This is a genomic window from Enterobacter sp. CM29 (assembly GCF_013179605.1).
GTDB classification, from domain to species: Bacteria; Pseudomonadota; Gammaproteobacteria; order Enterobacterales; family Enterobacteriaceae; genus Enterobacter; species Enterobacter intestinihominis.
Map to the genome: position 1 here is coordinate 1 of NZ_JABMCU010000035.1, position 26,732 is coordinate 26,732.

Here is a 26,732-nt window from a genome sequence, read left to right on the forward strand (position 1 = left end):
TTCACCCCGACCGACTGGCACCTGCTGCGCAAATGCCCTTGTCCGGTATGGATGGTGAAAGATCAGCCGTGGCCTGAGGGCGGGAAAGCCGTCGTGGCGGTCAATCTGGCCAGCGAAGAGGATTATCACAATTCGCTGAACGAGAAGCTGGTGAAGGAGACCCTTCAGCTTGCCGACCAGGTTAACCATACCGAAGTCCATCTGGTGGGAGCCTATCCGGTTACGCCAATCAATATCGCCATCGAGCTGCCTGAATTTGACCCGAGCGTGTATAACGATGCGATTCGCGGTCAGCATCTGCTGGCCATGAAAGCGCTGCGCCAGAAATTCAGTATCGATGAGAACATGACCCACGTAGAAAAAGGGTTACCGGAAGAGGTTATTCCGGATCTGGCGGAGCATTTGCAGGCCGGGATTGTGGTGCTGGGCACCATTGGCCGGACCGGTATTTCTGCCGCGTTCCTGGGTAATACCGCCGAGCAGGTGATCGACCATCTTCGCTGCGACCTTCTGGTTATCAAGCCGGATCAGTATCAGACGCCGGTTGAACTGGACGATGAGGAAGACGATTGACCCCAAAATGAAAGCCCGCCGGTAACGGCGGGCTTTTTTTATTGCGCTTCGCTCAACCGTTGCGCCGGTGCCTCGTCGCCAGCATTCATCCAGGGCGCGTGCAGAACCATGCTCGGCAGCGCCAGCTTGATCTCCTGCTGGTTCAGCCCCTCCAGAATACGAATATTGATCTCCTGCTGAATATCCATGTACTTGTTGTAATCCGCCGTATTAACGATATGGACCACCTCGAAGGTCAGGCGATCGCGATCGAAGCCCAGGAAATGGGCGCGGTCAAACTTCGTTTCCCCGACGTCGGTAATGATCTGTTTGACCATATCACCCACTGAACGCAGTTTTTCCGGCGCCGTGTCGCTGGCGACCCCGAAGGTAAAGACGATCCGGCGCGTTTGCATCCGCTTGTAGTTATGCAGCGTCTGTTGCAGCAGGATGGCGTTCCCGCAGACAATCTGCTCCCCGCTCAGGCTACGGATACGAGTGGTTTTCAGGCCGATGTGCTCTACCGTCCCGGCGACATCGTTAAACACCACAAAATCGCCGATTTCGAACGGCTTATCAAAACCGATGGAGAGCGATGCAAACACGTCGCTCAGGATCGTTTGCACCGCGAGGGCGATAGCAATACCCCCTACCCCAAGGCTGGCAACCAGAGCAGTGATGTTGACGCCCGCGTTAGCAAGGATAGACAGCAGCATCACTGACCAGACAATGGCACGGAGGATAAGCCCCGTGATCACCAGCGTCACCGGGTTTTTATGGCTTCCCGGCGCCAGCATGACGTGACGAAGCCACGATACCACCCCCTGATCCATCCACAGCGCCACCTGGATGGCGAAGACCAGGAACCAGGCGTGGCTCACGGTACCAAAGAGATGATCCGGTAAGTCGACGAAACGCAGGCTGAACAGCAGCGCCACGACAAAAAGCAGGAAGCGGCTGGTGCGGTTAAGCATATCCGTCAGGATAAAACGCATCCGGTTGGTGGTGGGATGCTTGTCGCCCCAGGTGGTGATCCCCTTCTTAACAAAGGCGATCAGGCGCGTCAGCAGCCAGTACACCAGCAGAGTTACAAAGACTACCGTGGCGACGCCAATCCAGAATGATGGCGTCATCATCAGCGCGATGATGTCAAAGCGGGACAGAAATTGCATTACACCTCCTCGTATTACACAAAGGGTAAAGTATAGACAGAGGAGAATGGCTGACCGCAGAAATAAGAAAACCGCCCCCAGGGGCGGTTTGACAGGATGAAGCGGAATTAAAGAGATTTCAGAATCGCATCCACGCTGGCCTTGGCGTCGCCAAACAGCATGTGGGTGTTATCTTTAAAGAACAGCGGGTTCTGCACGCCAGCATAGCCGGTGTTCATAGAGCGTTTGAAGACAATGACGTTCTGCGCCTTCCACACTTCGAGAACAGGCATACCCGCAATCGGGCTGCGCGGATCGTCCTGCGCCGCCGGGTTAACGGTGTCGTTGGCGCCAATCACCAGCACGGTGTCGGTGTCGGCGAAATCATCGTTGATCTCGTCCATTTCCAGCACGATGTCGTAAGGCACCTTCGCTTCCGCCAGCAGCACGTTCATGTGGCCAGGCAGACGCCCCGCCACCGGGTGAATACCAAAGCGAACCTTGATACCGCGCGCGCGCAGTTTCTCGGTGATTTCTGCGACCGGATACTGCGCCTGCGCCACCGCCATGCCATAGCCCGGGGTGATGATAACGGAATGCGAGTTTTTCAGCATCTCTGCGGTGTCTTCCGCACTGATTTCACGGTGTTCACCCACTTCCTCATCAGAACCGGTTGATGAACCGTCAGAACCGAAGCCACCCGCGATGACGCTGATAAACGAGCGGTTCATCGCCTTACACATGATGTAAGACAGGATCGCACCGGAAGAACCGACCAGCGCACCGGTGACAATCAGCAGGTCGTTGCTCAGCATAAAGCCTGCTGCTGCCGCTGCCCAACCGGAGTAGGAGTTCAGCATGGAGACGACTACCGGCATATCTGCCCCGCCGATAGACGCCACCAAATGCCAGCCGAAGGCCAGCGCGATGATGGTCATCACCAGTAACGCCAGCACCTGCAAGCCTACGCTTTCGGTACGCACGAAGACCACCAGCAGCACAAAGGAAATGACCAGCGCCGCCAGATTCAGCTTATGGCGGTTAGGCAGCATCAGCGGTTTGGAAGAGATCTTCCCGCGCAGTTTGCCGAACGCCACGATTGAGCCGGTGAAGGTCACCGCACCAATGAAGATGCCGAGGAACACTTCGGTCAGGTGGATGTTCACCAGAATCGGTTCCAGACCCGGTTCGTGGTACAGATAGCTGTTGAAGCCCACCAGCACCGCGGCCAGACCCACGAAGCTGTGCAGAATAGCAACCAGCTCCGGCATCTCGGTCATTTCAACGCGTTTCGCCAGACGAATACCAATCGCACCACCGATGATCATCGCCACCAGGATCCACGCCACGTTGCCAGTGTCCGGCCCAAAGATGGTGGCAATCAGCGCAATCGCCATCCCGGCGATACCAAAGTTATTTCCCTGCTGAGACGTTTCGTGTTTGGAAAGCCCCGCCAGACTGAAAATAAACAGGATTGCAGCAACAATGTATGCGGCTGTAACTAATCCTCCAGACATATGCTACCCCTTAGCCTTTACGAAACATTTTCAGCATGCGCTGAGTCACGGTGAAACCACCGAAAATATTGATACTGGCGATCAGCACTGCAATGAAGCTCAGGAAGCTGATCCAGCCGCCATGACCAATTTGCAGCAATGCCCCAACCACGATAATCCCGGAGATGGCATTGGTAACCGACATCAGCGGGGTATGCAGCGCATGGGAAACGTTCCATACGACGTAGTAACCCACCACGCAGGAGAGCGCGAAGACGGTGAAGTGGCCAAGGAACTCTTTTGGCGCGACGTCCGCCAGCCAGCCAAACAGGATAATGACCAGCGCCATGATGGCGTATTTGCGCCACGGCGACGCAGGTTTCGCTGGTTCTGCAGGCTCAGGCGCCGCTTTCGGCGCAGCCTGAGGCTGAGCGGAAACCTGTATCGGCGGTGCAGGCCAGGTGATTTCCCCTTCACGCACCACGGTCACGCCGCGCACCACCACATCATCAAAATCAACGGTGATGTTGCCGTCTTTCTCTTTGCAGAGCAGCTTCAGCAGATTAACGAGGTTCGTGCCGTACAGCTGAGAGGACTGGGTTGGCAGACGTCCTGGCAGGTCGGTATAACCGATCACCTTCACGCCGTTCGCGGTCGTCGTGACCTGATTTGGCACGGTATACTCACAGTTACCGCCGTTTTGCGCCGCCAGATCGACAATCACGCTGCCCGGCTGCATGGAATCCACCATCTCACGGGTGATCAGCTTCGGTGCCGGTTTACCCGGAATAAGCGCGGTGGTGACAATGATGTCCACCTCTTTTGCCTGCGCCGCAAAGAGCGCCATTTCCGCCTTAATAAAGGCTTCAGACATGACCTTCGCGTAACCATCACCGCTGCCCGCTTCTTCCTTGAAGTCCAGCTCAAGGAATTCGGCGCCCATACTCTGCACCTGCTCCTTCACTTCCGGCCGGGTATCAAACGCACGAACAATAGCGCCCAGGCTGTTTGCGGCCCCAATAGCGGCAAGACCTGCCACACCGGCACCAATTACCATCACCTTCGCGGGTGGTACTTTGCCTGCGGCCGTAATTTGACCGGTAAAGAAGCGACCAAACTCATGCGCAGCTTCGACAATGGCGCGATAGCCGGCAATGTTTGCCATAGAACTCAGCGCATCCAGAGACTGCGCGCGCGAAATACGCGGCACGGAATCCATCGCCATCACGGTGACACCGCGTGCCGCCAGCTTCTCCATCAGCTCCGGGTTTTGGGCTGGCCAGACAAAGCTCACAAGCGTCGTGCCCGCGTTCAGCAGTTCAATTTCACTCTCTTCCGGTGCGTTTACCTTCAGAATAATGGGTGATTGCCAGACCTCAGCACCGTCCACTACGTCCGCGCCAGCCTGAGTAAAGGCCTCGTCATCGAAACTCGCCAGTTTGCCCGCGCCGCTTTCAATCGCGACGGTAAAACCCAGTTTAAGCAGTTGCTCCACCGTTTTTGGTGTTGCCGCTACGCGGGTTTCATTGGCTAACCGTTCTTTTGGTACCCCAATACGCATAGTTTTCCCTTCCATCGGTTTGTGATGATGGTTTGTCGATAATTGCCCGCGGTTCGTATCAATTTTCACCATCGCGATAACGACGGAGAATGATTAACCCCGGAAAATAAAACAGTAACAAACTTTCTATAACCTACTGAAAATAGCGCCCGTGATCTACCGCCAGAAAACACTATTTCTTATTTTATCTGTGAAAAATAAGCGATCGGGGTCACTGACAGAGATATTTACCTTAAATTCGCCTTCAGGACCGATAAATCGCGCAAGCGAAGCGGTAAAAACATGATATAGCGCCATAAAAGAACAACTCATTAACATTAAATTAACTTGTAAAAGTCATATGCTTAATCAGTTTTTCTTGTGAAACGCCTGTTTTTTCCACATATCACAAAATGTTATCGAATCAGGTCCTTTGCTGAGCACAGGCTGTGAAAAATGCCGCAGACAGCGACGGGTGTTAAATGCCATAATCGGGACCGTCTCAAATTAACAACAACACCAGTACATGGTTTGCGCAAGGCGAAGGATTATTTTTATGAAGCTTAAGAACACACTCCTGGCGTCCGCACTTCTTTCCGCGACCGCCCTGTCAGCGAATGCTGCGACAGAGTTGACGCCGGAGCAAGCGGCAGCGTTAAAACCTTTTGACCATACGGTCATTGTGGGTCGGTATAATTCCATTGGCGATGCCGTCGCCGCCGCATCAAAAGCCGCCGATAAAAACGGCGCTGCCTCGTTTTACGTTGTTGACCAGTCCGATCAGGGCAACAGCGGTAACCAGCGCGTGACTGTTGCGCTGTACAAAGAGAATGCCCCAAAGGCAGATGAACAGAAAAACCGCGTGATTAACGGCATTGTTGAACTGCCGAAAGATCAGGCTGTTCAGCTGGAACCGTATGACACCGTGACCGTTCAGGGCTTCTACCGCAGCCAGCCTGAAGTTAACGATGCCATCACCAAAGCCGCGAGAGAAAAAGGCGCTTACGCGTTTTATATCGTGCGTCAGGTTGATGCCAACCAGGGCGGAAACCAGCGCATTACCGCCTTCATCTATAAGCAAGATGCGAAAAAACGCGTAGTGCAAAGCCCGGATGCGATTCCAGCGGATTCAGAAGCCGGTCGTGCTGCGTTAGCAAAAGGCGGTGAAGAAGCGAAGAAAGTTGAAATTCCGGGCGTAGCAACGTCTGCGGCACCAAGCGCAGAAGTGGGTCGTTTCTTTGAAACCCAATCCACCAAAGGCGGTCGTTATACCGTTACGTTACCAGACGGCACGAAAATTGAAGAGCTGAACAAAGCCACTGCCGCGCAGATGGTGCCGTTCGACAGCATCAAGTTTACGGGCAACTATGGCAACATGACAGAAATCTCCTATCAAGTGGCGAAGCGTGCTGCGAAGAAAGGCGCGAAGTATTACCACATCACCCGCCAGTGGCAGGAACGTGGCAACAACCTGACCATCAGTGCCGATCTGTACAAGTAACAAAACGGTTTCATAAAGGCGGCGCAGTGCCGCCTTTTTTGTTACTTTTTTTCTGATTTCTGCCCCATGTCATTGCATGCATCCGTCACACTCCGTAAAATCCCGCGCCTTAGCGTGATCCACCATTTTTATGCGCCTTAGCGAAATAATTATTCTGGATTTGGACTTTTCATAACAGGAAGCCAATGGAAAAGAAACTTGGCCTGAGTGCGTTAACTGCACTTGTATTGAGCTCAATGCTGGGCGCGGGCGTATTCAGTTTGCCGCAGAACATGGCGGCCGTCGCCAGCCCGGCCGCATTATTGATTGGCTGGGGCATCACCGGCGTCGGGATTTTGTTGCTGGCGTTCGCCATGCTGCTGCTGACGCGTATCCGACCGGATCTGGACGGCGGAATATTCACTTACGCCCGTGAAGGTTTTGGCGAGCTGATTGGCTTCTGCTCCGCCTGGGGCTACTGGCTGTGCGCGGTGATCGCCAACGTCTCCTATCTGGTTATCGTCTTCTCGGCGCTCAGTTTCTTTACCGATACGCCCGAACTGCGCCTGTTTGGTGACGGCAATACCTGGCAGTCCATCGTCGGCGCCTCGGTGCTGCTGTGGATTGTTCACTGGTTGATTTTGCGCGGTGTTCAGACCGCGGCCAGCATTAACCTGGTGGCGACGCTGGCCAAGCTGGTGCCGCTTGGCCTGTTCGTCGTGCTGGCCTTCCTCGCCTTCCGTCTCGATGTCTTTACGCTCGATTTCAGCGGTATTGCGTTGGGCGTTCCCGTCTGGGAGCAGGTGAAAAATACCATGCTGATTACCCTGTGGGTGTTCATCGGTGTTGAAGGTGCCGTCGTGGTCTCTGCCCGCGCGCGTAACAAACGCGACGTGGGACGCGCCACACTGCTGGCCGTCCTGGCGGCGCTGGGCGTTTATCTGCTGGTGACGCTGCTGTCGCTCGGTGTGGTGGCCCGCCCTGAACTGGCGGAGATGCGTAATCCGTCCATGGCCGGGCTGATGGTGAAAATGCTCGGTCCCTGGGGTGATGTGGTTATCGCGGCAGGTTTGATTGTCTCCGTCTGCGGCGCGTACCTGAGCTGGACCATTATGGCGGCGGAAGTTCCGTTCCTGGCCGCCACGCACAAAGCGTTCCCGCGCCTGTTTGCCCGTCAGAATAAAAACAGTGCGCCATCGGCTTCTCTGTGGCTCACCAACATCAGCGTGCAGGTCTGTCTGGTGCTGATCTGGCTCACAGGTTCGGACTATAACACGCTGCTGACCATCGCCTCCGAGATGATTCTGGTACCCTATTTCTTAGTGGGCGCATATCTGTTAAAAATTGCGACCCGCCCGGCACACTATGCGGTAGGCGTAGGTGCCTGTATTTACGGTCTATGGTTATTGTATGCTTCCGGCCCGATGCATCTGCTGCTGTCCGTGGTGCTCTACGCGCCAGGCCTGCTGGTATTTATCTACGCTCGCCGTACGCATCAGCTTGATAATGCCCTTAAGCGCCGCGAAATGGCGTTGATAGGTTTGCTGTTAGTCGCTGCCGTACCGGCAACGTGGATGTTAATGGGATAGCGCCGCCTGTCCCATTGTTGAACTGAAAAGGAGATTACGATGGGACACACGCAGCAACGCCCAATATTGATCACTGGCGCAGGCCGTCGCATCGGCCTCGCCCTCGCCCATCACTTTCTCAATCTTCGCCATCCGGTTATCGTCAGTTACCGCACGGAATATCCCTCCATTGAAGGGCTACGACATGCCGGAGCCGTCTGCATTCAGGCGGATTTCTCCACGGATGAAGGTATTCTTGCTTTCGCGGAAAAAGTGAAATCGACCACCCCCGGGCTGCGGGCGGTTATTCACAACGCCAGTACCTGGCTTCCTGAAAAAGCAGGACATTCGCTCAGCGAAACGCTCGCCTGCATGATGCAGATCCACGTTAATGCGCCTTATCTGCTCAACCATGCCCTACAGGATCTGCTACGCGGACACGGCCATGCCGCAGGCGACATTATCCATTTCACCGATTACGTGGTGGAGCGAGGCAGCGATAAACACATTGCCTACGCGGCCAGCAAAGCCGCGCTGGATAATATGACTCGCTCGTTCGCGCGCAAGCTGGCCCCCGAGGTAAAAGTCAACGCGATTGCCCCGGCGATGATTTTATTTAACGAGGGCGATGATGCCGAGTATCGTCAGCAGGCGCTTAACAAATCGTTGATGAAAATTGCGCCCGGCGAGAAAGAGGTGATCGACCTGATCGATTATCTGCTGACCAGCTGTTACGTCACGGGAAGGACGTTTGCCGTGGACGGTGGCCGCCCGCTGCGCTAGTGAAAGCGGCTCCAGAAGAAGATGAGCACCCAGGCGCTGAGGCTCCAGCAGACCACCGCCCCGCCCAGCGCCAGGGGCAGACGCAGAAAACCGGTGAAGTACCACAGCGACAGCAGATAGATGAAATACGGGATGATTGACCACATCCCGAATACAATGGTGGCACGCAGCGCCTCTATACCCCGCTCAGAGGCCACAATATAGTGCGCGATTAACGCAAAGGTGGGAAACAGCGGGATAAGCCCGGCAATGTAGTAGTTCTTCGTTTTAGCCAGCACCCCAATCAGCAGCACGACCAGCGCACCCAGCGCGGCTTTGATCAACAGCCCCATTCTTTTCCCTTAACAATCAAATAACATTCCCGTGCAGGATAACGGAACTCCGGCTAATTATGAAAGATTAATGGAAGGTTAAGGTTGTGCGGTGTATGTTGACGTTTTTCGCGATGACAGACGTAGTATGAATAAGATTGTTTATGTTGAAGATGAACCCGAAGTGGGTCAATTGATCGCCGCTTATCTGGGTAAACATGATATTGAAGTGGTTGTCGAACCTCGTGGCGATCGCGCTGAAGACGTCGTCACCCGCGAAAATCCGGACCTGGTGTTGCTGGACATTATGCTGCCCGGAAAAGATGGCATGACGCTTTGCCGGGATCTGCGCGCGAAGTGGGACGGCCCGATCGTGCTGCTGACCTCTCTCGACAGCGATATGAATCATATTCTGTCCCTTGAGATGGGCGCGAATGACTACATCCTGAAAACCACGCCGCCGGCGGTCCTGCTTGCCCGTTTGCGCCTTCATCTGCGTCAGCGTGCCAGCGCTGAGCGTGAAGCGCCTGCGCCCTCTTTAACGCCGCATAAGGCGATGCGGTTCGGCACGCTTTCTATCGACCCGGTCAACCGACAGGTTATGCTTTCCAGGGAGCTGATTGCGCTCTCAACCGCAGATTTTGACCTGCTGTGGGAGCTGGCAACTCATGCCGGGCAAATTATGGACCGGGATGCATTGCTGAAAAATCTGCGCGGCGTAAGTTACGACGGAATGGATCGTAGCGTTGATGTGGCGATTTCTCGCCTGCGAAAAAAACTGCAGGACAGCGCCACCGAGCCCTACCGCATTAAAACCGTACGTAATAAGGGCTACCTGTTTGCCCCGCACGCATGGGAAACCTGAAAAAAAACTACACAGTAAATTTCGAAAAATAACTTGCGATGCATCAGGATTGTTATCGGTATACGTCGTAAGTTTTCGATTATATGCATCGTTAGTCATGAAATATCCCTTGATCACATTCCTCTTACCTGTTCAATTTCGATGTGCATTTTTCGCGTAAACAAAAGTAGCTCTAATGTATTTCATTGCTATAGTACAATATATATTCAGCAGTTCAGGAACCATTATCGATCAAAAATCCGTCACTTAAATGCACATTGTGTTAAAAATGAACTTTACAATTGACTAAATTATTATCTTATCCTTATGAAAACAAAGGGGATATAGTTAGCATATAAATAATATCGATCTTTTTCAATAGCTTACGCGTTTGCAGAAATCTAATTCTCATGCTAAACCTTATACTCTCTCAATTATTTAATGAACGAGGTATAGCAATGTCATGGAGAGTCATTAGCTCGGTAATTTGTCCTAACACGGGAATCGTTTATTCAAGCATCTTGGGACTCAAGTTCTTGAAACTCATCATTTGGTATGAAAGCGATGTCTATTTGTACCCCGGCGATAGGATATATCCGACAAAGAATGGCGTCTTCATTAATGGCGTTTTCAAGCCAATATCGATATACAACATCTCCCCTTACAACGAGATGTTATGGAGTGAAATTAAAAACAAGATGGCCTGCCCATACAATCGAAACCAGGAAGAGGAGATATGTACCTACGCGGTGCATTGCAACGCGCGTAAGTGTCCGCATGGGTTTATCACGAATCCACTGATTGTCAGCACAGTCAAATCCAGACATTAACGAATGTTGGTAATGTTCAGGTTACAAAGATAAGTCTCTTTGTCGCACCGTTTGCGCCGGATACCTCTCACTGGTAAACGCCATAAATAAAGCCACCCGCAGGTGGCCTTTGTCATTGTTATTCTGATTCACAAATACTCTCAATCGCAAATAAACTCGTATAGCGAAGCGTAAACGGATTACCCGGGCATTGATGGAATAAAGCGATGCCGTGTTTTATTACCTTTCGACGAATACCCCTTTTCAACGCATCATGCCTGACTTGCGCCCATAGCGACCCTGCTGGTAAAAGACGTGTAGTGAAGCCCCTGTTTCGGTGAAATTAATGAAGAAGCTGTTTGTTCAGTTTTATTTACTGCTGTTTGTCTGCTTTCTGGTGATGACCATGCTGGTCGGGCTGGTCTATAAGTTCACCGCAGAGCGTGCGGGCAGACAATCCCTGGACGATCTGATGAAAAGCTCGCTCTACCTGATGCGTAGCGAGCTGCGCGAAATTCCTCCGCATGACTGGGCACGTACGTTAAAAGAGCTGGATCTGAATCTGTCGTTTGATCTGCGTATCGAACCCATGAAGGATTTTGATTTAGCGCCGCCGGCGATGCAGCGTTTGCGCGACGGAGACATCGTCGCACTGGACGAGAAATATACCTTCATTCAGCGTATTCCGCGCAGCCACTATGTCCTGGCCGTCGGGCCAGTGCCCTATCTCTATTACCTGCACCAGATGCGCCTGCTGGATCTCGCCCTGCTGGGCTTTATTGCCATCTCGCTCGCTTTCCCTGTGTTCATCTGGATGCGACCGCACTGGCAGGACATGCTGAAACTGGAATCCGCCGCACAGCGTTTTGGGGAGGGTCATTTAACTGAACGCATACATTTCGATAGCGGTTCCAGTTTTGACCGTCTCGGTATTGCCTTTAACCAGATGGCCGATAACATCAACGCCCTGATTGCCAGCAAGAAGCAGCTTATCGACGGCATTGCGCATGAACTGCGCACTCCGCTGGTACGCCTGCGTTATCGCCTGGAGATGAGCGAGAACCTCACCGCCGCGGAATCGCAGGCCCTCAATCGGGATATTGGCCAGCTTGAAGCGCTGATTGAAGAGCTGCTGACCTATGCCCGCCTCGATCGGCCTCAGACGGAGTTGCACCTCAGTACGCCGGATCTTCCCGTCTGGCTACAGACGCATATTAACGATGTGCAGAGCGTTAACCCTCAGCGAAAACTGCTGACAGCCATTACCCCCGGCGCGTACGGCGCGCTGGACATGCGCCTGATGGAACGCGTGCTGGATAATCTGATGAACAACGCCATGCGCTACAGCGAAACCACGCTGCGCATAGGTTTAGATTTGCAGGGGAGCCAGGCAATTCTGTGTGTGGAAGACGATGGCCCCGGTATTGAGCCAGCGGAGCGTGAAAAAGTTTTCGAGCCGTTTGTGCGCCTCGACCCCAGCCGCGACCGTGCTACCGGCGGCTGTGGTCTGGGGCTGGCTATTGTCCGTTCTATTGCCCAGGCGATGGGCGGTTCGGTTCGCTGCGAAGCGAGCGAGCTGGGCGGGGCCCGGTTCGTCTTTAGCTGGCCGATCTATCACAACATTCCTCTTCCCGTACCTGCCTGACCTAAACCGCACGCTGGCCTGACCCGGCGTGTTGTGCTATATCAGTAGTATGTTGTAACTAATTAAGGGCTATTATGGCGACTTACGATCTCATCGAAAGGCTTAACACCACATTTCGGGAAATAGAGCAGGCGTTACTGACCCTGACGGCGCAACTACAGGGCTGCCGCCTGCTGGCCGCCCGCGTCTTTTCCCTGCCCGAGGTGGCGAAAGGCGCGGAACACGACCCGCTGAACACCATTGAGGTAACGCAGCATATCGGTAAAGTGGCGCTGGAACTGACGTTGCAGCACTATCGCCGCCTTTTCATCCAGCAGCAGTCCGAAAATCGCAGCAGTAAGGCCGCCGTTCGCCTGCCCGGCGTCATCTGTCTGCAAACGGATACCGCAACACGTGAAGCCATTGAGGCGCAAATTACGCATATTAATACGCTGAAAGCCGCCTTCGAGAAAATCGTGACCGTTGAGTCCGGGCTGGCACCGGCTGCCCGTTTTGAATGGGTGCATCGCCAGCTTCCGGGGCTGATCACCCTGAATGCTTACCGCACGCTGACGGTACTGCGCCACCCCGCCACGCTGCGCTTCGGCTGGGCCAACAAGCACATCATTAAAAACTTCACGCGCGACGAGATCCTGGCTCAGCTGGAGAAAAGCCTGAAATCGCCGCGAACGGTCGCCCCGTGGTCGCGGGAACAGTGGATTGAACGGCTGGAGCAGGAGTACCACAGCATTGCCTCCCTGCCGGCTGATACCCGTCTTAAAATAAAGCGTCCGGTGAAGGTGCAGCCTATCGCTCGTGTCTGGTATGCCGGACAGCAAAAGCAGGTGCAATACGCCTGCCCGACACCGCTGATTGCGCTCTACGATGCCGATCAGGGTGCGGTGGTGCCGGATATAGGAGAACTGCTGAACTACGATGCTGAAAACGTTCAGCATCGCTATAAACCCCAGGCACAGCCGCTACAGCTGATTATCCCGCGGCTGCACCTGTATGTGGCGCAGTGATTACCTGATGCTGCCCACCATCGCTTCCGGGCGGACCCAGGCATCAAACTCGGCGTCCGTCAGGTAGCCCAGCGCCAGCGCAGAGGCTTTCAGGGTAAGCCCCTCTTTGTGCGCTTTTTTAGCGATTTCGGCCGCTTTGTCATAACCAATATGGGTGTTTAGCGCCGTGACCAGCATCAGGGACTCATTCAGCAGCTGGCTGATTCGCTCGCGATTAGGCTCAATGCCCACCGCGCAGTGCTCGTTAAAGCTCTCCATGCCATCGGCCAGCAGACGAATCGATTGCAGTACGTTGTGGATCACCATCGGGCGATAGACGTTAAGCTCGAAGTTACCCGACGCGCCGCCCATGTTGACCGCAACGTCATTACCCATCACCTGACAGCACAGCATGGTCATGGCTTCGCACTGCGTCGGGTTTACTTTACCCGGCATAATGGAGCTGCCCGGCTCGTTTTCCGGAATGCTGATTTCGCCGATGCCGCAGCGCGGGCCGGAGGCCAGCCAGCGCACGTCGTTGGCGATTTTCATCAGCGAGGCTGCCAGCCCTTTCAGCGCGCCATGGGTATGGACCAGCGCATCACAGGTCGCCAGCGCTTCGAATTTATTCGGGGCGGTAACAAACGGCTGCCCGGTGATCTTCGCCAGCTCTTCGGCCACGCGCACCGCGTACTCGGGATGGGTGTTTAACCCGGTGCCAACCGCCGTTCCGCCGAGCGCCAGCTCCGCCAGATGCGGCAGGCTGTTGTCTATATGCTTAAGATTGTGCTCCAGCATCGCCACCCAGCCGGAGATCTCCTGGCCAAGCGTCAGCGGCGTGGCGTCCTGCAGGTGCGTACGACCAATTTTTACAATGTCGCCGAAAGCCTGCGCTTTCTCGTTAAGCGTAGATTTGAGCACGTTGAGTTGCGGGATAAGCTGCTCGCGGATAGCGATGACGGCCGCCACGTGCATGGCCGTCGGGAACACGTCGTTGGAACTCTGGCTTTTATTCACGTCATCGTTCGGGTGAACCTTCCGCTCCATGCCGCGCACGCCGCCAAGGAGCTCGCTTGCGCGGTTCGCCAGCACCTCGTTCATGTTCATGTTGCTCTGGGTGCCTGAGCCGGTCTGCCAGATGGCAAGGGGGAATTCGTCGGGATGTTTGCCCGCCAGCACTTCGTCGGCGGCATTGATGATGGCGGAGGCTTTATCGGCATCCAGCAGGCCCAGATCCTGATTGACTTTGGCGGCAGCGCGTTTGGTCAACGCCAGCGCCTGGATTAGCGAGACGGGCATTTTCTCTGTCGAAATGCGGAAATGCTCCAGCGAACGCTGGGTTTGCGCGCCCCATAGCTTGTCGGCCGGGACGTCGATGGCGCCCATGGAGTCTTTCTCACGGCGATGCATTGTCATTACTTACTCCTTGATAACAAAGATGGGATTGCTCACATGCTTAAGAGATAAGTATTGATGACTTCTGAGAAACGTTATGGCGCTTTGTGCGCTCTTTTTGATGTCGGGTGGCGGCTGCGCCTTACCCGACCTACGAGAATGTAGGCCGGGTAAGCGTCAGCGCCACCCGGCAATTTACAGAATTACTTCACACACGCCGAACACTGGGAAGACTGGATCTGTTTGAAGAAGTCGTTACCTTTGTCATCCACAAGAATGAACGCCGGGAAGTCTTCCACTTCAATTTTCCAGATCGCTTCCATACCCAGTTCCGGGTACTCCACGCACTCCAGGCTCTTGATACTGCCCTGTGCCAGCACCGCTGCCGGGCCGCCGATGCTGCCGAGGTAGAAGCCGCCGTGCTTGTGGCACGCGTCCGTCACCTGCTGGCTGCGGTTGCCTTTCGCCAGCATGATCATGCTGCCACCGTTGGCCTGCAACTGGTCGACGTAGGAGTCCATACGGCCCGCCGTCGTTGGGCCTAACGAGCCGGAAGCATACCCATCAGGCGTTTTTGCCGGGCCTGCGTAGTAGATCGGGTGATCTTTAATGTACTGCGGCAGCCCTTCACCGTTGTCCAGGCGCTCTTTCAGCTTCGCATGGGCGATGTCGCGGCCCACGATAATCGTCCCGTTCAGGGAAAGGCGCGTTGAAACCGGATACTGCGAAAGCTGCGCCAGGATCTCCTTCATCGGGCGATTCAGGTCAACGCGTACCGCTTCGCCCTCACCCGCTTTACGCAGTTCTTCAGGGATGTATTTGCCCGGGTTGTTCTCCAGCTTTTCGATCCAGATGCCGTCGCGGTTGATCTTCGCTTTGATGTTACGATCCGCAGAGCACGACACGCCCATCCCCACTGGACAGGATGCACCGTGGCGCGGGAGGCGGATCACGCGAATGTCATGCGCGAAGTATTTGCCGCCAAACTGCGCGCCCAGCCCCAGATTCTGCGCTTCGGCCAGCAGTTCCTGCTCAAGCTGCACGTCGCGGAACGCCTGACCATGTTCGTTACCTTCCGTTGGCAGGCCATCGTAGTATTTGGTTGAGGCCAGCTTAACGGTTTTCAGGGTGCTTTCAGCAGACGTACCGCCAATCACAAACGCGATATGGTACGGCGGGCAGGCCGCAGTGCCAAGGGTGCGCATCTTCTCAACCAGATAGTTCTTCAGCTTGCCCGGGGTAAGCAGCGCTTTGGTTTCCTGGTAAAGATAGGTTTTGTTGGCTGAACCGCCGCCTTTGGCAATGCAGAGGAATTTGTACTCGTCACCGTCGACACTATAGAGGTCAATCTGCGCAGGCAGGTTGGTGCCGGTGTTCACCTCTTTGTACATATCCAGCGCCGCGTTTTGCGAATAGCGCAGGTTATCTTCGGTGTAGGTATTGTAAACGCCGCGCGCCAGCGCCGCTTCGTCACCGCCGCCGGTCCAGACGCGCTGGCCTTTTTTACCGGTGATAATCGCCGTGCCGGTGTCCTGGCAGGTCGGCAGAATGCCTTTCGCCGCGATATCAGAGTTACGCAGGAATTGCAGGGCAACGTACTTGTCGTTCTCGCTGGCTTCCGGATCGCTCAAAATATCGGCAACCTGCTGCTGATGCGCCGGACGGAGCATAAAGGAAGCATCGTGGAAGGCTTGCTGCGCCAGCAGCGTCAGCGCCTGCGGGTCAACTTTGAGGATCTCCTGCCCTTCAAACTCAGAGACAGAAACGTAATCGCGGGTTAACAGGTAATACTCGGTCCGATCCTGACTGAGGGGGAAAGGATCCTGATAATGGAAGGGTTTATTCGACATTATTCTCTCACTTACTGCTTCGGTCTGTTTATTCAGGGCAGATGTTCCGCTGCCCGGCTTAAAAGCGAGTCAGCTTATCCTACACAATTTTTTAACAAAAACTGAGACTAGTACGACTTTTTACATCCCCAGGTTACTTCCATTCGGTTTATTGCTTTAATACGCGAAGTTAATTCCACATATGAATCAGGGCTTGATAATGCAAAAACTCATCAACTCAGTGCAAAACTACGCCTGGGGAAGTAAAACTGCGTTAACGGATCTCTACGGTATCGCCAACCCGGACAACCTGCCGATGGCAGAGCTGTGGATGGGCGCGCACCCGAAGAGCAGCTCAAAAATTGAAGATGCCAGCGGCCAGGTGCGCAGCCTGCGTGATGTCATCGATGCCGACAAAGCCGCGCTGCTCGGCGATAAAGTGGCGAATCGTTTTGGTGAGCTGCCTTTTCTGTTCAAGGTATTGTGCGCCGACCAGCCGCTCTCCATTCAGGTTCACCCGAACAAAAAAGCCTCTGAGCTGGGCTTTGCCAAAGAAAATGCCGCCGGTATTCCGTTAGACGCCGCAGAGCGTAACTACAAAGATCCTAACCACAAGCCGGAACTGGTTTTCGCCCTTACCCCTTTCCTGGCGATGAATGCCTTCCGCGAGTTTTCCGAGATCATCTCCCTGCTGCAACCGGTCGCTGGGGCTCACAACGCGATCGCCCACTTCCTGGAAAACCCGAACGCAGAAGCCCTGAGCGCGCTGTTTGCCAGCCTGTTGAATATGCAGGGCGAGGAAAAATCCCACGCGCTGGCGGTGCTGAAAGCCGCGCTGAACGGCCAGCAGGGTGAGCCATGGGACACCATTCGCGTAATTTCCGCGTTTTATCCGGACGACAGCGGCCTCTTCTCTCCGCTGCTGCTGAACGTGGTGAAGCTCAACCCGGGCGAAGCAATGTTCCTGTTCGCTGAAACCCCGCACGCCTACCTGAATGGCGTGGCACTGGAGGTGATGGCTAACTCCGATAACGTACTGCGCGCGGGCCTGACGCCAAAATACATCGACATCCCTGAGCTGGTTGCCAACGTGAAGTTCGTGGCGAAACCTGCTGCGGAGCTGCTTACTCAGCCGGTGAAAAACGGCGCAGAACTGGACTTCCCGATTCCGGTTGACGATTTTGCCTTCTCCCTGCATGACCTCAGCGCAGACGAAACCGCCATTGCACAGGAGAGCGCCGCGATCCTGTTCTGTGTGGAAGGCGAAGCGACGTTGCATAACGGTAGCGAGCGTCTGCTGCTTAAACCGGGGGAGTCCGCTTTTGTCCCGGCAAACGAGTCGCCTGTCTTCGTGAGCGGCACTGGTCGCCTGGCGCGCGTTTTTAATAAGCTTTAGGGACTTACTGAATTTTTTAACAACTCTTGCTAAGCTAGTAACAGGCGTTGTAACACCAGGCGGTTTTAACCGCCTGGTTTCATTTTAGGGATAATCGCAATGAAAAAATCGGTCGTAGCGGTAGGAGTGATTGTTGCTTTAGGCGTGATCTGGACGGGTGCTTCCTGGTATACCGGGAAACAGCTGGAAAGCCGTCTGGCAGAGATGATGGCACAGGCAAACAGCGAAATTAAGCGCAGCGCGCCTGAAGCAGGTCTGGAGCTGAGCTACCAGAACTACCAGCGTGGCGTCTTTACCAGCCATATGCAGGTGGTGGTGAAGCCGGTAGCGGGCAATCAGAACGCCTGGCTGAAACCGGGCCAGAGCGTGGTACTGGATGAAGTGGTCAGCCACGGTCCGTTCCCGCTGGCACAGTTGAAAAAGTTTAACCTGATCCCCTCTATGGCATCCGCCAGAACCGTACTGGTAAATAACGAGGTGACGAAGCCAATTTTCGATATGGCGAAAAATGAGTCGCCGTTCGAGATCAATACCCGCATCAGCTATGCCGGTGATACGCGTTCCGACATCGACCTGAAAGCGCTGAATTACGAACAAGGCACCGATAAAGTCGCCTTCAGCGGCGGTAATTTCCAGCTTGATGCCGATCGCGACGGCAAGAATGTCTCTCTGACCGGCGATGCCGCCAGCGGCCTGGTGAATTCAGTCAATGAATATAACCAGAAGGTCCAGCTTACCTTCAACAACCTGAAAGCCAGCGGCAATAGCCGTATGACCGATTTTGACGAGCGTATTGGCGATCAGAAGCTGAGCCTCGATAAGATCGCCATTGCGATTGAAGGTAAAGAGATGGCAGTGCTGGAAGGCATGGATCTGGACGGCAAGTCTGACGTTTCCAAAGACGGTAAAAGCATCAACACCCAGCTGGATTACAGCCTGAAAAGCCTGAAAGTACAGAATCAGGACCTGGGTACCGGCAAGCTGTCACTGAAAATTGGCAACATTGACGGCCAGGCATGGCACGAATTTAGCCAGAAATACAGCAAAGAGAGTCAGGCTCTGCTGACCGATGCCGCCCTGCAACAGAACCCGCAGGCGTACCAGCAGCAGGCGATGGCCGTGCTGTTTAATAACCTGCCGATCCTGCTGAAAGGCGAGCCGGTAATTACCGTTGCGCCACTGAGCTGGAAAAACGACAAAGGCGAAACCAACTTCAACCTGTCGCTGTTCCTGAAGGATCCGGCGGCCGCGACCGGCGAGCCGCAGACCCTGGCGCAGGAAGTTGACCGCAGCGTGAAATCGCTCGACAGCAAGCTGACCATCCCGATGGATATGGCAACCGAGTTCATGACGCAGATTGCGAAACTCGAAGGGTATGGTGAAGAAGATGCAGGTAAACTGGCAAACCAACAGGTGAAAGGCCTGGCGGCGATGGGCCAGATGTTCCGCATCACGAAGGTGGAAGACAACACCATTTCCACCAGCCTGCAATATGCTAATGGCCAGGTAACGCTCAACGGCGACAAAATGCCGCTGGAAGATTTTGTCGGCATGTTTGGTATGCCGACGCTGGGCATTCCGGCACCGGCTGAACCGGCAGCGCCGCCAGCAGTACCGCAGCAGTAAACGAAAAACCCCTCGCATGAGGGGTTTTTTATTGCCGGGCGATGTGCAGCAGAGATTACTTCACCGTCACTAACCGCGCCGCCACAATCTGATGGCCGGCCTGCACGTCCGTATTTTCAATACGCTGCATAATTCGGTCTGCCAGGGTGTACCCCATTTCACGAGCCGGCGTCGTCGCCCAGACGATGGGGAGATCGTCTAGCGCATTTTCACCGACATCCGCAAATGCCCCCAGCGCTACCTGATGGCCGAAGAACGTTTCTACCCCGCCCTCACCGCTCTGGCGTCCGGCGCGGATCAAGCCGAACCACGCCCCCATCGCAATCACATCGTTATAGCAAATCACCGCGCTGATTGTCGGGCTGTTGCGAAGCAACGTGCCGATGGCTTCGGCGGCTTTTTTCTGGCTGGATTCACACTCCACCACCCATTCGCTGTGAAACGGCAAGCCGTATTTGATGAGCGTGGAGCAGTAACCGCCCACCCGCTCGGCACGCGTCAGGGACGAGCTTTTACCGCCGAGCCAGGCGATGCGCTGATGGCCGCGATGAATAAGATGCTCGGTCAGCATTTGCGCGGCCTGCATGTTATCCGGCCGAAGGGTATCGGCTTCGTCGAGATAGCTGGCGCGTGACGCAACCACCAGCGGTACGCCTTTCTGCGCCGCGCGCTCACACAATTCACTGCCCACACCGGACGCGCCGGCCACGATCACCCCATCCACCCCTTGCGTCAGCAGCATATCCAGCCTGGAGAGCAGCTGCTCCGGTTCGCGCCCACCGTGGAGCAGGAAAACCATTCGCCCCTGCGCTTCAAGCGCCTCGGTAAGCCCGGCGGTCAGTTCTGCATAAAACGGCGACGCGAGGTCGCGAACAATCAGCCCTATCACCCCGCTTTGCCCACCGCGCAGCGCCGACGCCTGGCGATTACGCACAAAGCCCAGTTGCTCAACGGCCTCGTTGACGCGCTGACCCGTAGCAGGAGAGATGCGCCCTTTCCCGCTCAATACCAGCGAAACGGTGCTAACGGAAACCCCCGCCGCCAGCGCGACATCGTTGATGGTGATCTTTTTCGCTACAGCCATGTGGTGGCGTGACTCCTTGATAATGAGATCGCTAAAACGTTTTATCAATACGTTATCTTTATACTACCAGTAAAAGCCTGAGAATGTGATTTAGCGCGCACTAAAGTTTGATAAAACGTTTTATCTTTTCGCCCCATCGCGGTCGTTAAATCTCTTTCTACCATTTAAGGAGTCGTTTTATGACGACGAAAGCAGCACAAAAAATATCGCTGTGGGAGTTTTTCCAGCAACTGGGCAAAACCTTTATGCTGCCCGTGGCGCTTCTCTCTTTTTGCGGGATCATGCTGGGGATCGGCAGCTCGTTAAGCAGCCATGACGTCATTACTCTAATCCCTTTCCTCGGAAATCCGGTACTTCAGGCGATCTTCATCTGGATGAGCAAGGTCGGCTCTTTTGCCTTTAGCTTCCTGCCGGTAATGTTCTGTATCGCCATTCCTCTGGGTCTGGCGCGCGAAAACAAAGGCGTGGCGGCGTTTGCGGGCTTCGTTGGCTATGCGGTCATGAACCTTGCGGTTAACTTCTGGCTGACCGCCAAAGGGATCCTGCCCACGACCGACGCGGCGGTACTGAAAGCCAATAACATTCAGAGCGTGATTGGAATTCAGTCCATCGATACCGGGATCCTTGGAGCCGTGATCGCGGGAGTGATCATCTGGATGCTGCACGAGCGCTTTCATAACATCCGCCTGCCCGATGCGCTGGCCTTCTTCGGCGGCACCCGCTTTGTGCCAATCATTACGCTGGTTGTGATGGGTCTGTTTGGTCTGATCATCCCTCTGATTTGGCCGGTTTTTGCCATGGGGATCACCGGTATTGGCCGCATTATCAACGGCGCGGGTGATTTCGGCCCGATGATTTTCGGTACGGGTGAACGTCTGCTGCTGCCATTTGGTTTACAGCATATCCTGGTTGCCCTGATCCGCTTTACTGAAGCAGGCGGCACTATGGACGTTTGCGGTCATTCCGTTAGCGGCGCGCTGACCATCTTCCAGGCCCAGCTGAGCTGCCCGACCACGCACGGCTTCTCTGAAAGTGCGACGCGTTTCCTCTCTCAGGGGAAAATGCCTGCCTTCCTCGGCGGCCTGCCGGGCGCTGCGCTGGCGATGTACCACTGCGCCCGCCCGGAAAATCGTCATAAAATTAAAGGCCTGCTGATCTCCGGCGTTATTGCCTGCGTGGTGGGCGGTACGACAGAACCTATCGAGTTCCTGTTCCTGTTCGTGGCACCGGTGTTATACCTCATCCACGCCGTACTGACAGGCCTGGGCTTCACCGTGATGGCTGTGCTCGGTGTAACCATCGGTAACACTGACGGTAACGTGATTGACTTCGTGGTATTCGGTATCCTGCACGGCCTGTCCACCAAGTGGTACCTGGTGCCGGTTGTGGCCGCCATCTGGTTCGCGGTTTACTACGGGATCTTCCGCTTCGCCATCACCCGCTTTAACCTGAAAACGCCTGGCCGCGATACCGATACGGCCACCAGCGTTGAACAGGCAGTGGCCGGTACCGTTGGGAAATCCGGATATAACACGCCGGCTATTCTGGCGGCGCTGGGCGGTGCGGATAACATTACCTCTCTGGATAACTGCATCACCCGCCTGCGTTTGTCGGTGGCGGACATGTCCAAAGTGGATACCAACGCACTTAAAGCTAACCGGGCTATCGGCGTGGTACAGTTAAATCAACACAATTTGCAGGTCGTCATTGGCCCGCAGGTACAGTCAGTGAAGGATGAGCTGGCAACCCTGATGCGAACCGTCGAAGCCTGATGCCTCGCCCCCCTCGTCATGAGGGGGTTTTACTTTACGGAGCACCGTCATGTTTGATTTTTCTACCGTCGTGGATCGACACGGCACCTGGTGTACCCAGTGGGATTATGTCGCTGACCGTTTTGGGGCTGCCGACCTGCTGCCCTTCACCATCTCTGATATGGATTTCGCCACCGCTCCCTGTATTACCGATGCGCTGCACCAGCGCATCAACCACGGCGTGTTTGGCTACAGCCGCTGGAAAAATGACGAATTTCTGGCTGCCGTGGCGCACTGGTTCCGGCAACGCTTTAACAGTCAGATTGATACCGAAACCGTAGTGTATGGGCCGTCGGTCATTTATATGGTCTCGGAGCTGATCCGCATATGGTCCGCGCCTGGCGACGGCGTGGTGGTTCATACCCCGGCTTACGATGCCTTTTATAAAGCCATTGAAGGCAACCAGCGTACCGTTGTTTCCGTGCCGATGCAGAAAACGGCGCGTGGCTGGGACGGCAATATGGCCGCGCTGGAAGCGGCGCTGGCAAAACCGGAAAACACGGTTCTGCTGCTGTGTAGCCCGCAAAATCCGACCGGCAAAGTCTGGACGCGGGAAGAGCTGGCCACTATTGCAACGCTTTGCAGCCGTCATGATGTGGCGGTAATCAGCGACGAAATTCATATGGACATGGTATGGGGCACGCATCGCCATACCCCGTGGAATGAGGTTGCACGCGGTAAATGGGCGCTGCTGACCTCCGGTTCCAAAAGCTTCAATATTCCGGCACTGACGGGCGCCTGGGGGCTTATCGCCGATGACGACAGCCGTAACGCCTATCTGAATGCATTAAAAGGGCGGGACGGACTCTCTTCCCCTTCCGTGCTGGCGCTGACCGCGCACATTGCTGCTTACCGGCAGGGCGAACCCTGGCTGGACGCGCTGCGGACCTATCTCGAAGAAAACCTGCGCTACATTGCTGACGAACTGAATGCTGCATTTCCGACACTCAACTGGCAACCGCCAGAGGCCACCTATCTGGCCTGGATTGATCTCAGCCCACTCGGTATTGATGACAATACGCTGCAAAACGTGCTGATTGAACAGCAAAAAGTGGCCATCATGCCGGGATATACTTATGGGGATGAAGGTAAAGGCTATGTGCGACTGAACGCTGGCTGTCCTCGCAGTAAGCTCGAACAGGGCGTTAAGCGCCTTATTGCGGGTATCAACACTCTGCTGTAAATAATTTGCGCAACGGAATATTCCCTTGCGCAAATAGCTTTTTCCCCCGTTTTGTTTTTATAATATGGCGCACTTTAACCAGCAAAGAGTGCGACCATGATTGATACACGCCTGCCTTTAACTGATATTCACCGCCACCTCGACGGGAACATTCGTGCCCAAACTATTCTCGATCTTGGTCGCCAGTTCAATTTAACGCTTCCTGCCGAAACGCTTGAAACCCTGATCCCCCATGTCCAGGTGACGTCGAACGAGCCGGATCTGGTAAGTTTTCTGAGCAAGCTTGACTGGGGCGTGAAGATGCTGGCCTCGCTCGATGCCTGTCGCCGTGTCGCCTTTGAAAACATCGAAGATGCCGCTCGCAACGGCCTGCACTATGTCGAACTGCGTTTCTCTCCGGGCTATATGGCGATGACCCACAGTCTCCCCGTAGCGGGCGTGGTTGAAGCGGTCATTGAGGGCGTGCGTGAAGGTTGCAAAACCTTTGACGTTCAGGCGCGTTTGATCGGCATTATGAGCCGTACCTTCGGTGAAGCGGCCTGTCTTCAGGAGCTGGAAGCGTTACTGGCGCATCGCGACCAGATCACCGCCATCGACCTGGCCGGTGATGAGTTGGGCTTCCCGGGCAGCCTGTTCCTGTCTCATTTCAACCGCGCACGTGATGCAGGATGGCATATTACCGTTCATGCTGGCGAAGCCGCGGGGCCGGAAAGCATCTGGCAGGCCATTCGTGAACTGGGTGCGGAACGTATTGGTCACGGTGTGAAAGCCATTGAAGATCGCGCGCTGATGGATTTCCTCGCCGAACAACGTATTGGAATCGAATCCTGCCTGACCTCCAATATTCAGACCAGTACAGTGGCGTCGCTGGCGCAACACCCGCTGAAAACCTTCCTTGAACACGGGGTGCTGGCTTCACTGAACACGGACGATCCGGCGGTTCAGGGCGTGGATATTATTCACGAATACAACATCGCCGCGCCGCAGGCCGGGCTGAGCCGCGAGCAGATCCGTCAGGCGCAAATCAACGGGCTGGAGATCGCCTTCCTGACGCCTGAAGAGAAACAGGCGCTGCGCGATAAAGTTGCTCAGTAGTCCTCTTTACTGCCGGGTGGCGCTGCGCTTACCCGGCCTACGAAAGCGTTTGGCACTTATGCCAGACAGAGCGTTGCGCGATGTTTGGCAGATTCGATCCCCAGCTCGATGAGCTCCATAATCTGGATTGCCTGGCTCGCCGGAACCGGATTTTCACCTGAACCGTTCAGCGCGTCACGAATTGCGGCGTAATACGCCGGATAGTTCCCAGGCTGGGTCAACACCGTCTCTTCAACCAGTACCTCACCCTCCGCACGCGTCACCACCCCGTCCCGCATGTCGTAGCCCCAGTCCTCCTGCGGTAAGCGTTCGCCATTTTTGAGGCGCTCTTCCTGCGGATCCAGGCCGAACTTCACATAGCTGCCGCGCGCCCCGTGAAGGATATAACGGGCCGATTCCGCCGCCGCAAGCATTGTCCCGTGCAGCACAATGCGCCGCTGCGGATAACTCAAAACGGCGTGGAAATAGTCGGTGGTCTGCGCCCCCGGCCTGAGCTGCGCTAAATCGACCGTCATGCTTACGGGCAGACCAAACAGATGAACGGCCTGATCGAGAAGATGCGGCGCTAAGTCATACCAGATGCCGCTGCCCGGTCCCGCCTGCTCGCGCCAGCGATCTCGCACCTGCGGACGATAACGATCGAAGTGAGACTCAAAAAAAGCAATTTCGCCGAGCGTGCCTTCGTTTATCAGCGCTTTGATCGTCAGGAAATCACTATCCCAGCGCCGGTTGTGAAAGACCGACAATAACCGACCCAGGCTTCGCGCCAGCGCATCCAGCTCGCGCGCCTGTGACAACGTCACGGTAAAAGGCTTATCGACAACGACATGTTTGCCAGCCTCCAGCGCCGCTTTCGCCAGGGGGAAATGGGTGTCGTTAGGGGTGGGAATGACAATAAGGTCAATATTAGGATCGTTAAACAGATGCTTAGGCTCCGTTACCACCGGCACGGCTGGCCAGTCGGCATGGACTTTGGTTTCATCGCTGCTTGTGATAGCCGCCAGTTCCATTCCCGGCGTGCCGGCAACCAGCGGCGCATGAAAGGTTTTGCTTGCGTACCCGTAGCCAATAAGACCGACGCGGATGTTTTCACTCATCGTATGCCCCCTCGCTGTGCGCTTATTTATCACTGGCCTTGTGCTTAACGCACAGATTAATAATGTGCCCTGTGAGTTAAAATAGCATCTCGCGACAGCTTTTTTTGTTACCTCGCATTAAAGTGTGTATATGGGGCCCGGGAATCGTTCCCAAAGCGCTTGCTCTGTCGAAAAGGCCGCTGTAACATTTGTAATCTGTATTTATGGATAAATTACAAACACAAAATATGTCATCAATAATTAATCGAATCATTGAATTAGCGGGATGGATTGTCCTTGGCGTTTCAGTCGTGTTGCTCGGCATTGCCAGCCATATCGATAACTACCAGCCGCCGGAGCCTGTTACTGTTGCTCAACAAAAGTAAGCCGCATCGTCATAAAGCGTGACACATTACGTCATGGAACGTATTGCCAGCCGTAATGAACGGGGTTACCCTTCTCTTCCAGGCATCTGCTGATGCCTGATTCTTCGCAAAGAAAACTCCTAATTTCGTCGCGTTACCCGAGTGGACAGTTTACGTCTTTATTAATCCGTTTATTATTCGAACGCATTACCTTTATGGGTATTACCCTTTTATATGGAAACTTATTAATATGACAGTTCAGGACTATTTATTAAAATTTCGCAAGATCAATTCCCTCGAAAGCCTGGAAAAACTGTTTGACCATCTGAACTACACGCTGTCGGATAATCAGGACATCATCAATATGTACCGCGCGGCTGACCATCGTCGCGCCGAACTCGTCTCTGGCGGTCGTCTGTTCAACGTGGGGGAAGTACCTAAATCTGTCTGGCGTTACGTTGTATAAGAAAGTAGCCTTCGGCGTGAAATGTTATATACTCTCCGCCCTGCAAATTTCTGTATAACATTTCGCGCAGACTATGGGAGAGCGTATGACCGCATTGCCTGGAGAGAGAATTGGGGGCTGGTTAATCGCCCCGCTGGCATGGCTGCTGGTGGCTTTATTAAGCGCTTCGCTGGCGCTGTTGCTTTACACCACTGCACTGGTTACTCCTCATGCTATCCAGACACTGATGTCTCAGAGCGCGCTC

Annotated in this window: 24 protein-coding genes; 16 read left to right on the top strand and 8 right to left on the bottom strand. The window is 54.7% G+C overall.

The window, feature by feature from the left end; genetic code table 11:
• The coding region (uspE, locus tag HP459_RS06755; RefSeq protein ID WP_171936044.1) for a universal stress protein UspE at positions 1-573 on the top strand (573 nt) is incomplete at its 5' end.
• A gap of 38 nt (positions 574-611) precedes the next feature.
• Here uspE and HP459_RS06760 read toward each other — a convergent pair.
• The 3 genes from HP459_RS06760 to pntA form a co-directional block, all read right to left on the bottom strand.
• Positions 612-1,724, bottom strand: a complete 1,113-nt coding sequence (locus tag HP459_RS06760; RefSeq protein WP_022647940.1) for a mechanosensitive ion channel family protein — start codon at positions 1,722-1,724, stop codon at positions 612-614.
• Positions 1,725-1,831: 107 nt separating this feature from the next.
• A complete protein-coding gene (gene pntB, locus HP459_RS06765; protein WP_126291098.1) occupies positions 1,832-3,220 on the bottom strand; it encodes a Re/Si-specific NAD(P)(+) transhydrogenase subunit beta in 1,389 nt (462 codons plus the stop codon).
• Positions 3,221-3,230: 10 nt separating this feature from the next.
• Entirely contained in the window at positions 3,231-4,760 is a 1,530-nt protein-coding gene (pntA, locus tag HP459_RS06770; protein WP_017384575.1) for a Re/Si-specific NAD(P)(+) transhydrogenase subunit alpha, read from the bottom strand.
• 535 nt (positions 4,761-5,295) lie between these two features.
• Here pntA and ydgH point away from each other — a divergent pair.
• The 3 genes from ydgH to folM all read left to right on the top strand — a co-directional run bounded on the left by ydgH (position 5,296) and on the right by folM (position 8,570).
• A complete protein-coding gene (gene ydgH, locus HP459_RS06775; RefSeq protein ID WP_022647937.1) occupies positions 5,296-6,240 on the top strand; it encodes a DUF1471 family protein YdgH in 945 nt (314 codons plus the stop codon).
• Between the two features lie 185 nt (positions 6,241-6,425).
• A complete protein-coding gene (locus tag HP459_RS06780) occupies positions 6,426-7,808 on the top strand; it encodes an amino acid permease (RefSeq protein WP_023306086.1) in 1,383 nt (460 codons plus the stop codon).
• A 39-nt stretch (positions 7,809-7,847) separates the two neighbouring features.
• On the top strand, positions 7,848-8,570 hold the full coding sequence (gene folM / locus HP459_RS06785; protein ID WP_022647935.1) for a dihydromonapterin reductase: 723 nt from the start codon (positions 7,848-7,850) through the stop codon (positions 8,568-8,570).
• Here folM and HP459_RS06790 read toward each other — a convergent pair.
• Positions 8,567-8,902: a GlpM family protein gene (locus tag HP459_RS06790; RefSeq protein WP_022647934.1), complete on the bottom strand. Its 336-nt coding sequence runs from the start codon at positions 8,900-8,902 to the stop codon at positions 8,567-8,569. The genes folM and HP459_RS06790 overlap by 4 nt on opposite strands.
• Positions 8,903-9,029: 127 nt before the next feature.
• Here HP459_RS06790 and rstA point away from each other — a divergent pair, with 127 nt between their 5' ends.
• From rstA to tus, 4 genes are all read left to right on the top strand, one after another.
• Entirely contained in the window at positions 9,030-9,746 is a 717-nt protein-coding gene (rstA, locus tag HP459_RS06795) for a two-component system response regulator RstA (protein WP_171936045.1), read from the top strand.
• Positions 9,747-10,183: 437 nt separating this feature from the next.
• Positions 10,184-10,555 carry an anti-adapter protein IraM gene (iraM, locus tag HP459_RS06800; RefSeq protein ID WP_023299972.1) on the top strand — a complete coding sequence of 124 codons (372 nt, stop codon included), beginning with the start codon at positions 10,184-10,186 and terminating at the stop codon, positions 10,553-10,555.
• 325 nt (positions 10,556-10,880) lie between these two features.
• Positions 10,881-12,179, top strand: a complete 1,299-nt coding sequence (rstB, locus tag HP459_RS06805; protein ID WP_063145994.1) for a two-component system sensor histidine kinase RstB — start codon at positions 10,881-10,883, stop codon at positions 12,177-12,179.
• Positions 12,180-12,253: 74 nt separating this feature from the next.
• Positions 12,254-13,183 (top strand): DNA replication terminus site-binding protein, encoded by a 930-nt coding sequence (gene tus, locus HP459_RS06810; RefSeq protein ID WP_022647930.1) that lies wholly within the window; start codon positions 12,254-12,256, stop codon positions 13,181-13,183.
• On the opposite strand, the gene fumC is transcribed toward tus, so the two are convergent.
• Positions 13,184-14,578, bottom strand: a complete 1,395-nt coding sequence (gene fumC / locus HP459_RS06815) for a class II fumarate hydratase (protein WP_022647929.1) — start codon at positions 14,576-14,578, stop codon at positions 13,184-13,186.
• A 182-nt stretch (positions 14,579-14,760) separates the two neighbouring features.
• Complete coding sequence (gene fumA / locus HP459_RS06820; protein ID WP_022647928.1) at positions 14,761-16,407, bottom strand: class I fumarate hydratase FumA; 1,647 nt, start codon at positions 16,405-16,407, stop codon at positions 14,761-14,763.
• Positions 16,408-16,606: 199 nt separating this feature from the next.
• On the opposite strand from fumA, the gene manA reads away from it, so the two are divergent.
• Together manA and HP459_RS06830 are read left to right on the top strand one after the other, a co-directional pair.
• A complete protein-coding gene (gene manA, locus HP459_RS06825; RefSeq protein WP_171936046.1) occupies positions 16,607-17,782 on the top strand; it encodes a mannose-6-phosphate isomerase in 1,176 nt (391 codons plus the stop codon).
• Positions 17,783-17,881: 99 nt separating this feature from the next.
• Positions 17,882-19,408, top strand: coding sequence for a YdgA family protein (locus HP459_RS06830; RefSeq protein ID WP_022647926.1), 1,527 nt, complete (start codon positions 17,882-17,884; stop codon positions 19,406-19,408).
• Between the two features lie 55 nt (positions 19,409-19,463).
• Here HP459_RS06830 and HP459_RS06835 read toward each other — a convergent pair whose 3' ends face one another.
• Complete coding sequence (locus HP459_RS06835; protein ID WP_023299968.1) at positions 19,464-20,492, bottom strand: Mal regulon transcriptional regulator MalI; 1,029 nt, start codon at positions 20,490-20,492, stop codon at positions 19,464-19,466.
• A 179-nt stretch (positions 20,493-20,671) separates the two neighbouring features.
• Between HP459_RS06835 and malX the strand changes: the two genes are divergently transcribed.
• The 3 genes from malX (at position 20,672) to add (ending at position 24,581) form a co-directional block, all read left to right on the top strand.
• On the top strand, positions 20,672-22,264 hold the full coding sequence (malX, locus tag HP459_RS06840; protein WP_023299967.1) for a maltose/glucose-specific PTS transporter subunit IIBC: 1,593 nt from the start codon (positions 20,672-20,674) through the stop codon (positions 22,262-22,264).
• Between the two features lie 49 nt (positions 22,265-22,313).
• Complete coding sequence (locus tag HP459_RS06845) at positions 22,314-23,486, top strand: MalY/PatB family protein (protein WP_171936047.1); 1,173 nt, start codon at positions 22,314-22,316, stop codon at positions 23,484-23,486.
• 96 nt (positions 23,487-23,582) lie between these two features.
• Positions 23,583-24,581: an adenosine deaminase gene (add, locus tag HP459_RS06850; RefSeq protein ID WP_022647922.1), complete on the top strand. Its 999-nt coding sequence runs from the start codon at positions 23,583-23,585 to the stop codon at positions 24,579-24,581.
• A 56-nt stretch (positions 24,582-24,637) separates the two neighbouring features.
• Here the strand turns inward: add and HP459_RS06855 are convergent, their stop codons facing one another.
• Entirely contained in the window at positions 24,638-25,678 is a 1,041-nt protein-coding gene (locus tag HP459_RS06855; RefSeq protein WP_023306015.1) for an oxidoreductase, read from the bottom strand.
• A 239-nt stretch (positions 25,679-25,917) separates the two neighbouring features.
• Between HP459_RS06855 and blr the strand changes: the two genes are divergently transcribed.
• The 3 genes from blr to HP459_RS06870 form a co-directional block, all read left to right on the top strand.
• Complete coding sequence (gene blr, locus HP459_RS06860; protein WP_151884424.1) at positions 25,918-26,043, top strand: division septum protein Blr; 126 nt, start codon at positions 25,918-25,920, stop codon at positions 26,041-26,043.
• 229 nt (positions 26,044-26,272) lie between these two features.
• Entirely contained in the window at positions 26,273-26,488 is a 216-nt protein-coding gene (ydgT, locus tag HP459_RS06865; protein ID WP_000217941.1) for a transcription modulator YdgT, read from the top strand.
• Positions 26,489-26,573: 85 nt separating this feature from the next.
• Positions 26,574-26,732: DUF2569 family protein (locus tag HP459_RS06870; protein WP_171936048.1), on the top strand; the 159-nt coding region annotated here is incomplete at its 3' end.

What these genes read in the sequence shown, in the direction of transcription:
- manA (WP_171936046.1), top strand. Translation starts at nt 16,607, where the DNA reads ATGCAAAAACTCATCAACTCAGTGCAAAACTACGCCTGGGGAAGTAAA.
- folM (WP_022647935.1), top strand. Translation starts at nt 7,848, where the DNA reads ATGGGACACACGCAGCAACGCCCAATATTGATCACTGGCGCAGGCCGT.
- pntB (WP_126291098.1), bottom strand. Translation starts at nt 3,220, where the DNA reads ATGTCTGGAGGATTAGTTACAGCCGCATACATTGTTGCTGCAATCCTG.
- HP459_RS06835 (WP_023299968.1), bottom strand. Translation starts at nt 20,492, where the DNA reads ATGGCTGTAGCGAAAAAGATCACCATCAACGATGTCGCGCTGGCGGCG.
- pntA (WP_017384575.1), bottom strand. Translation starts at nt 4,760, where the DNA reads ATGCGTATTGGGGTACCAAAAGAACGGTTAGCCAATGAAACCCGCGTA.
- HP459_RS06845 (WP_171936047.1), top strand. Translation starts at nt 22,314, where the DNA reads ATGTTTGATTTTTCTACCGTCGTGGATCGACACGGCACCTGGTGTACC.
- HP459_RS06780 (WP_023306086.1), top strand. Translation starts at nt 6,426, where the DNA reads ATGGAAAAGAAACTTGGCCTGAGTGCGTTAACTGCACTTGTATTGAGC.
- ydgH (WP_022647937.1), top strand. Translation starts at nt 5,296, where the DNA reads ATGAAGCTTAAGAACACACTCCTGGCGTCCGCACTTCTTTCCGCGACC.
- HP459_RS06855 (WP_023306015.1), bottom strand. Translation starts at nt 25,678, where the DNA reads ATGAGTGAAAACATCCGCGTCGGTCTTATTGGCTACGGGTACGCAAGC.
- fumC (WP_022647929.1), bottom strand. Translation starts at nt 14,578, where the DNA reads ATGACAATGCATCGCCGTGAGAAAGACTCCATGGGCGCCATCGACGTC.
- ydgT (WP_000217941.1), top strand. Translation starts at nt 26,273, where the DNA reads ATGACAGTTCAGGACTATTTATTAAAATTTCGCAAGATCAATTCCCTC.
- fumA (WP_022647928.1), bottom strand. Translation starts at nt 16,407, where the DNA reads ATGTCGAATAAACCCTTCCATTATCAGGATCCTTTCCCCCTCAGTCAG.
- iraM (WP_023299972.1), top strand. Translation starts at nt 10,184, where the DNA reads ATGTCATGGAGAGTCATTAGCTCGGTAATTTGTCCTAACACGGGAATC.
- malX (WP_023299967.1), top strand. Translation starts at nt 20,672, where the DNA reads ATGACGACGAAAGCAGCACAAAAAATATCGCTGTGGGAGTTTTTCCAG.
- HP459_RS06790 (WP_022647934.1), bottom strand. Translation starts at nt 8,902, where the DNA reads ATGGGGCTGTTGATCAAAGCCGCGCTGGGTGCGCTGGTCGTGCTGCTG.
- tus (WP_022647930.1), top strand. Translation starts at nt 12,254, where the DNA reads ATGGCGACTTACGATCTCATCGAAAGGCTTAACACCACATTTCGGGAA.
- rstA (WP_171936045.1), top strand. Translation starts at nt 9,030, where the DNA reads ATGAATAAGATTGTTTATGTTGAAGATGAACCCGAAGTGGGTCAATTG.
- add (WP_022647922.1), top strand. Translation starts at nt 23,583, where the DNA reads ATGATTGATACACGCCTGCCTTTAACTGATATTCACCGCCACCTCGAC.
- rstB (WP_063145994.1), top strand. Translation starts at nt 10,881, where the DNA reads ATGAAGAAGCTGTTTGTTCAGTTTTATTTACTGCTGTTTGTCTGCTTT.
- HP459_RS06830 (WP_022647926.1), top strand. Translation starts at nt 17,882, where the DNA reads ATGAAAAAATCGGTCGTAGCGGTAGGAGTGATTGTTGCTTTAGGCGTG.
- HP459_RS06760 (WP_022647940.1), bottom strand. Translation starts at nt 1,724, where the DNA reads ATGCAATTTCTGTCCCGCTTTGACATCATCGCGCTGATGATGACGCCA.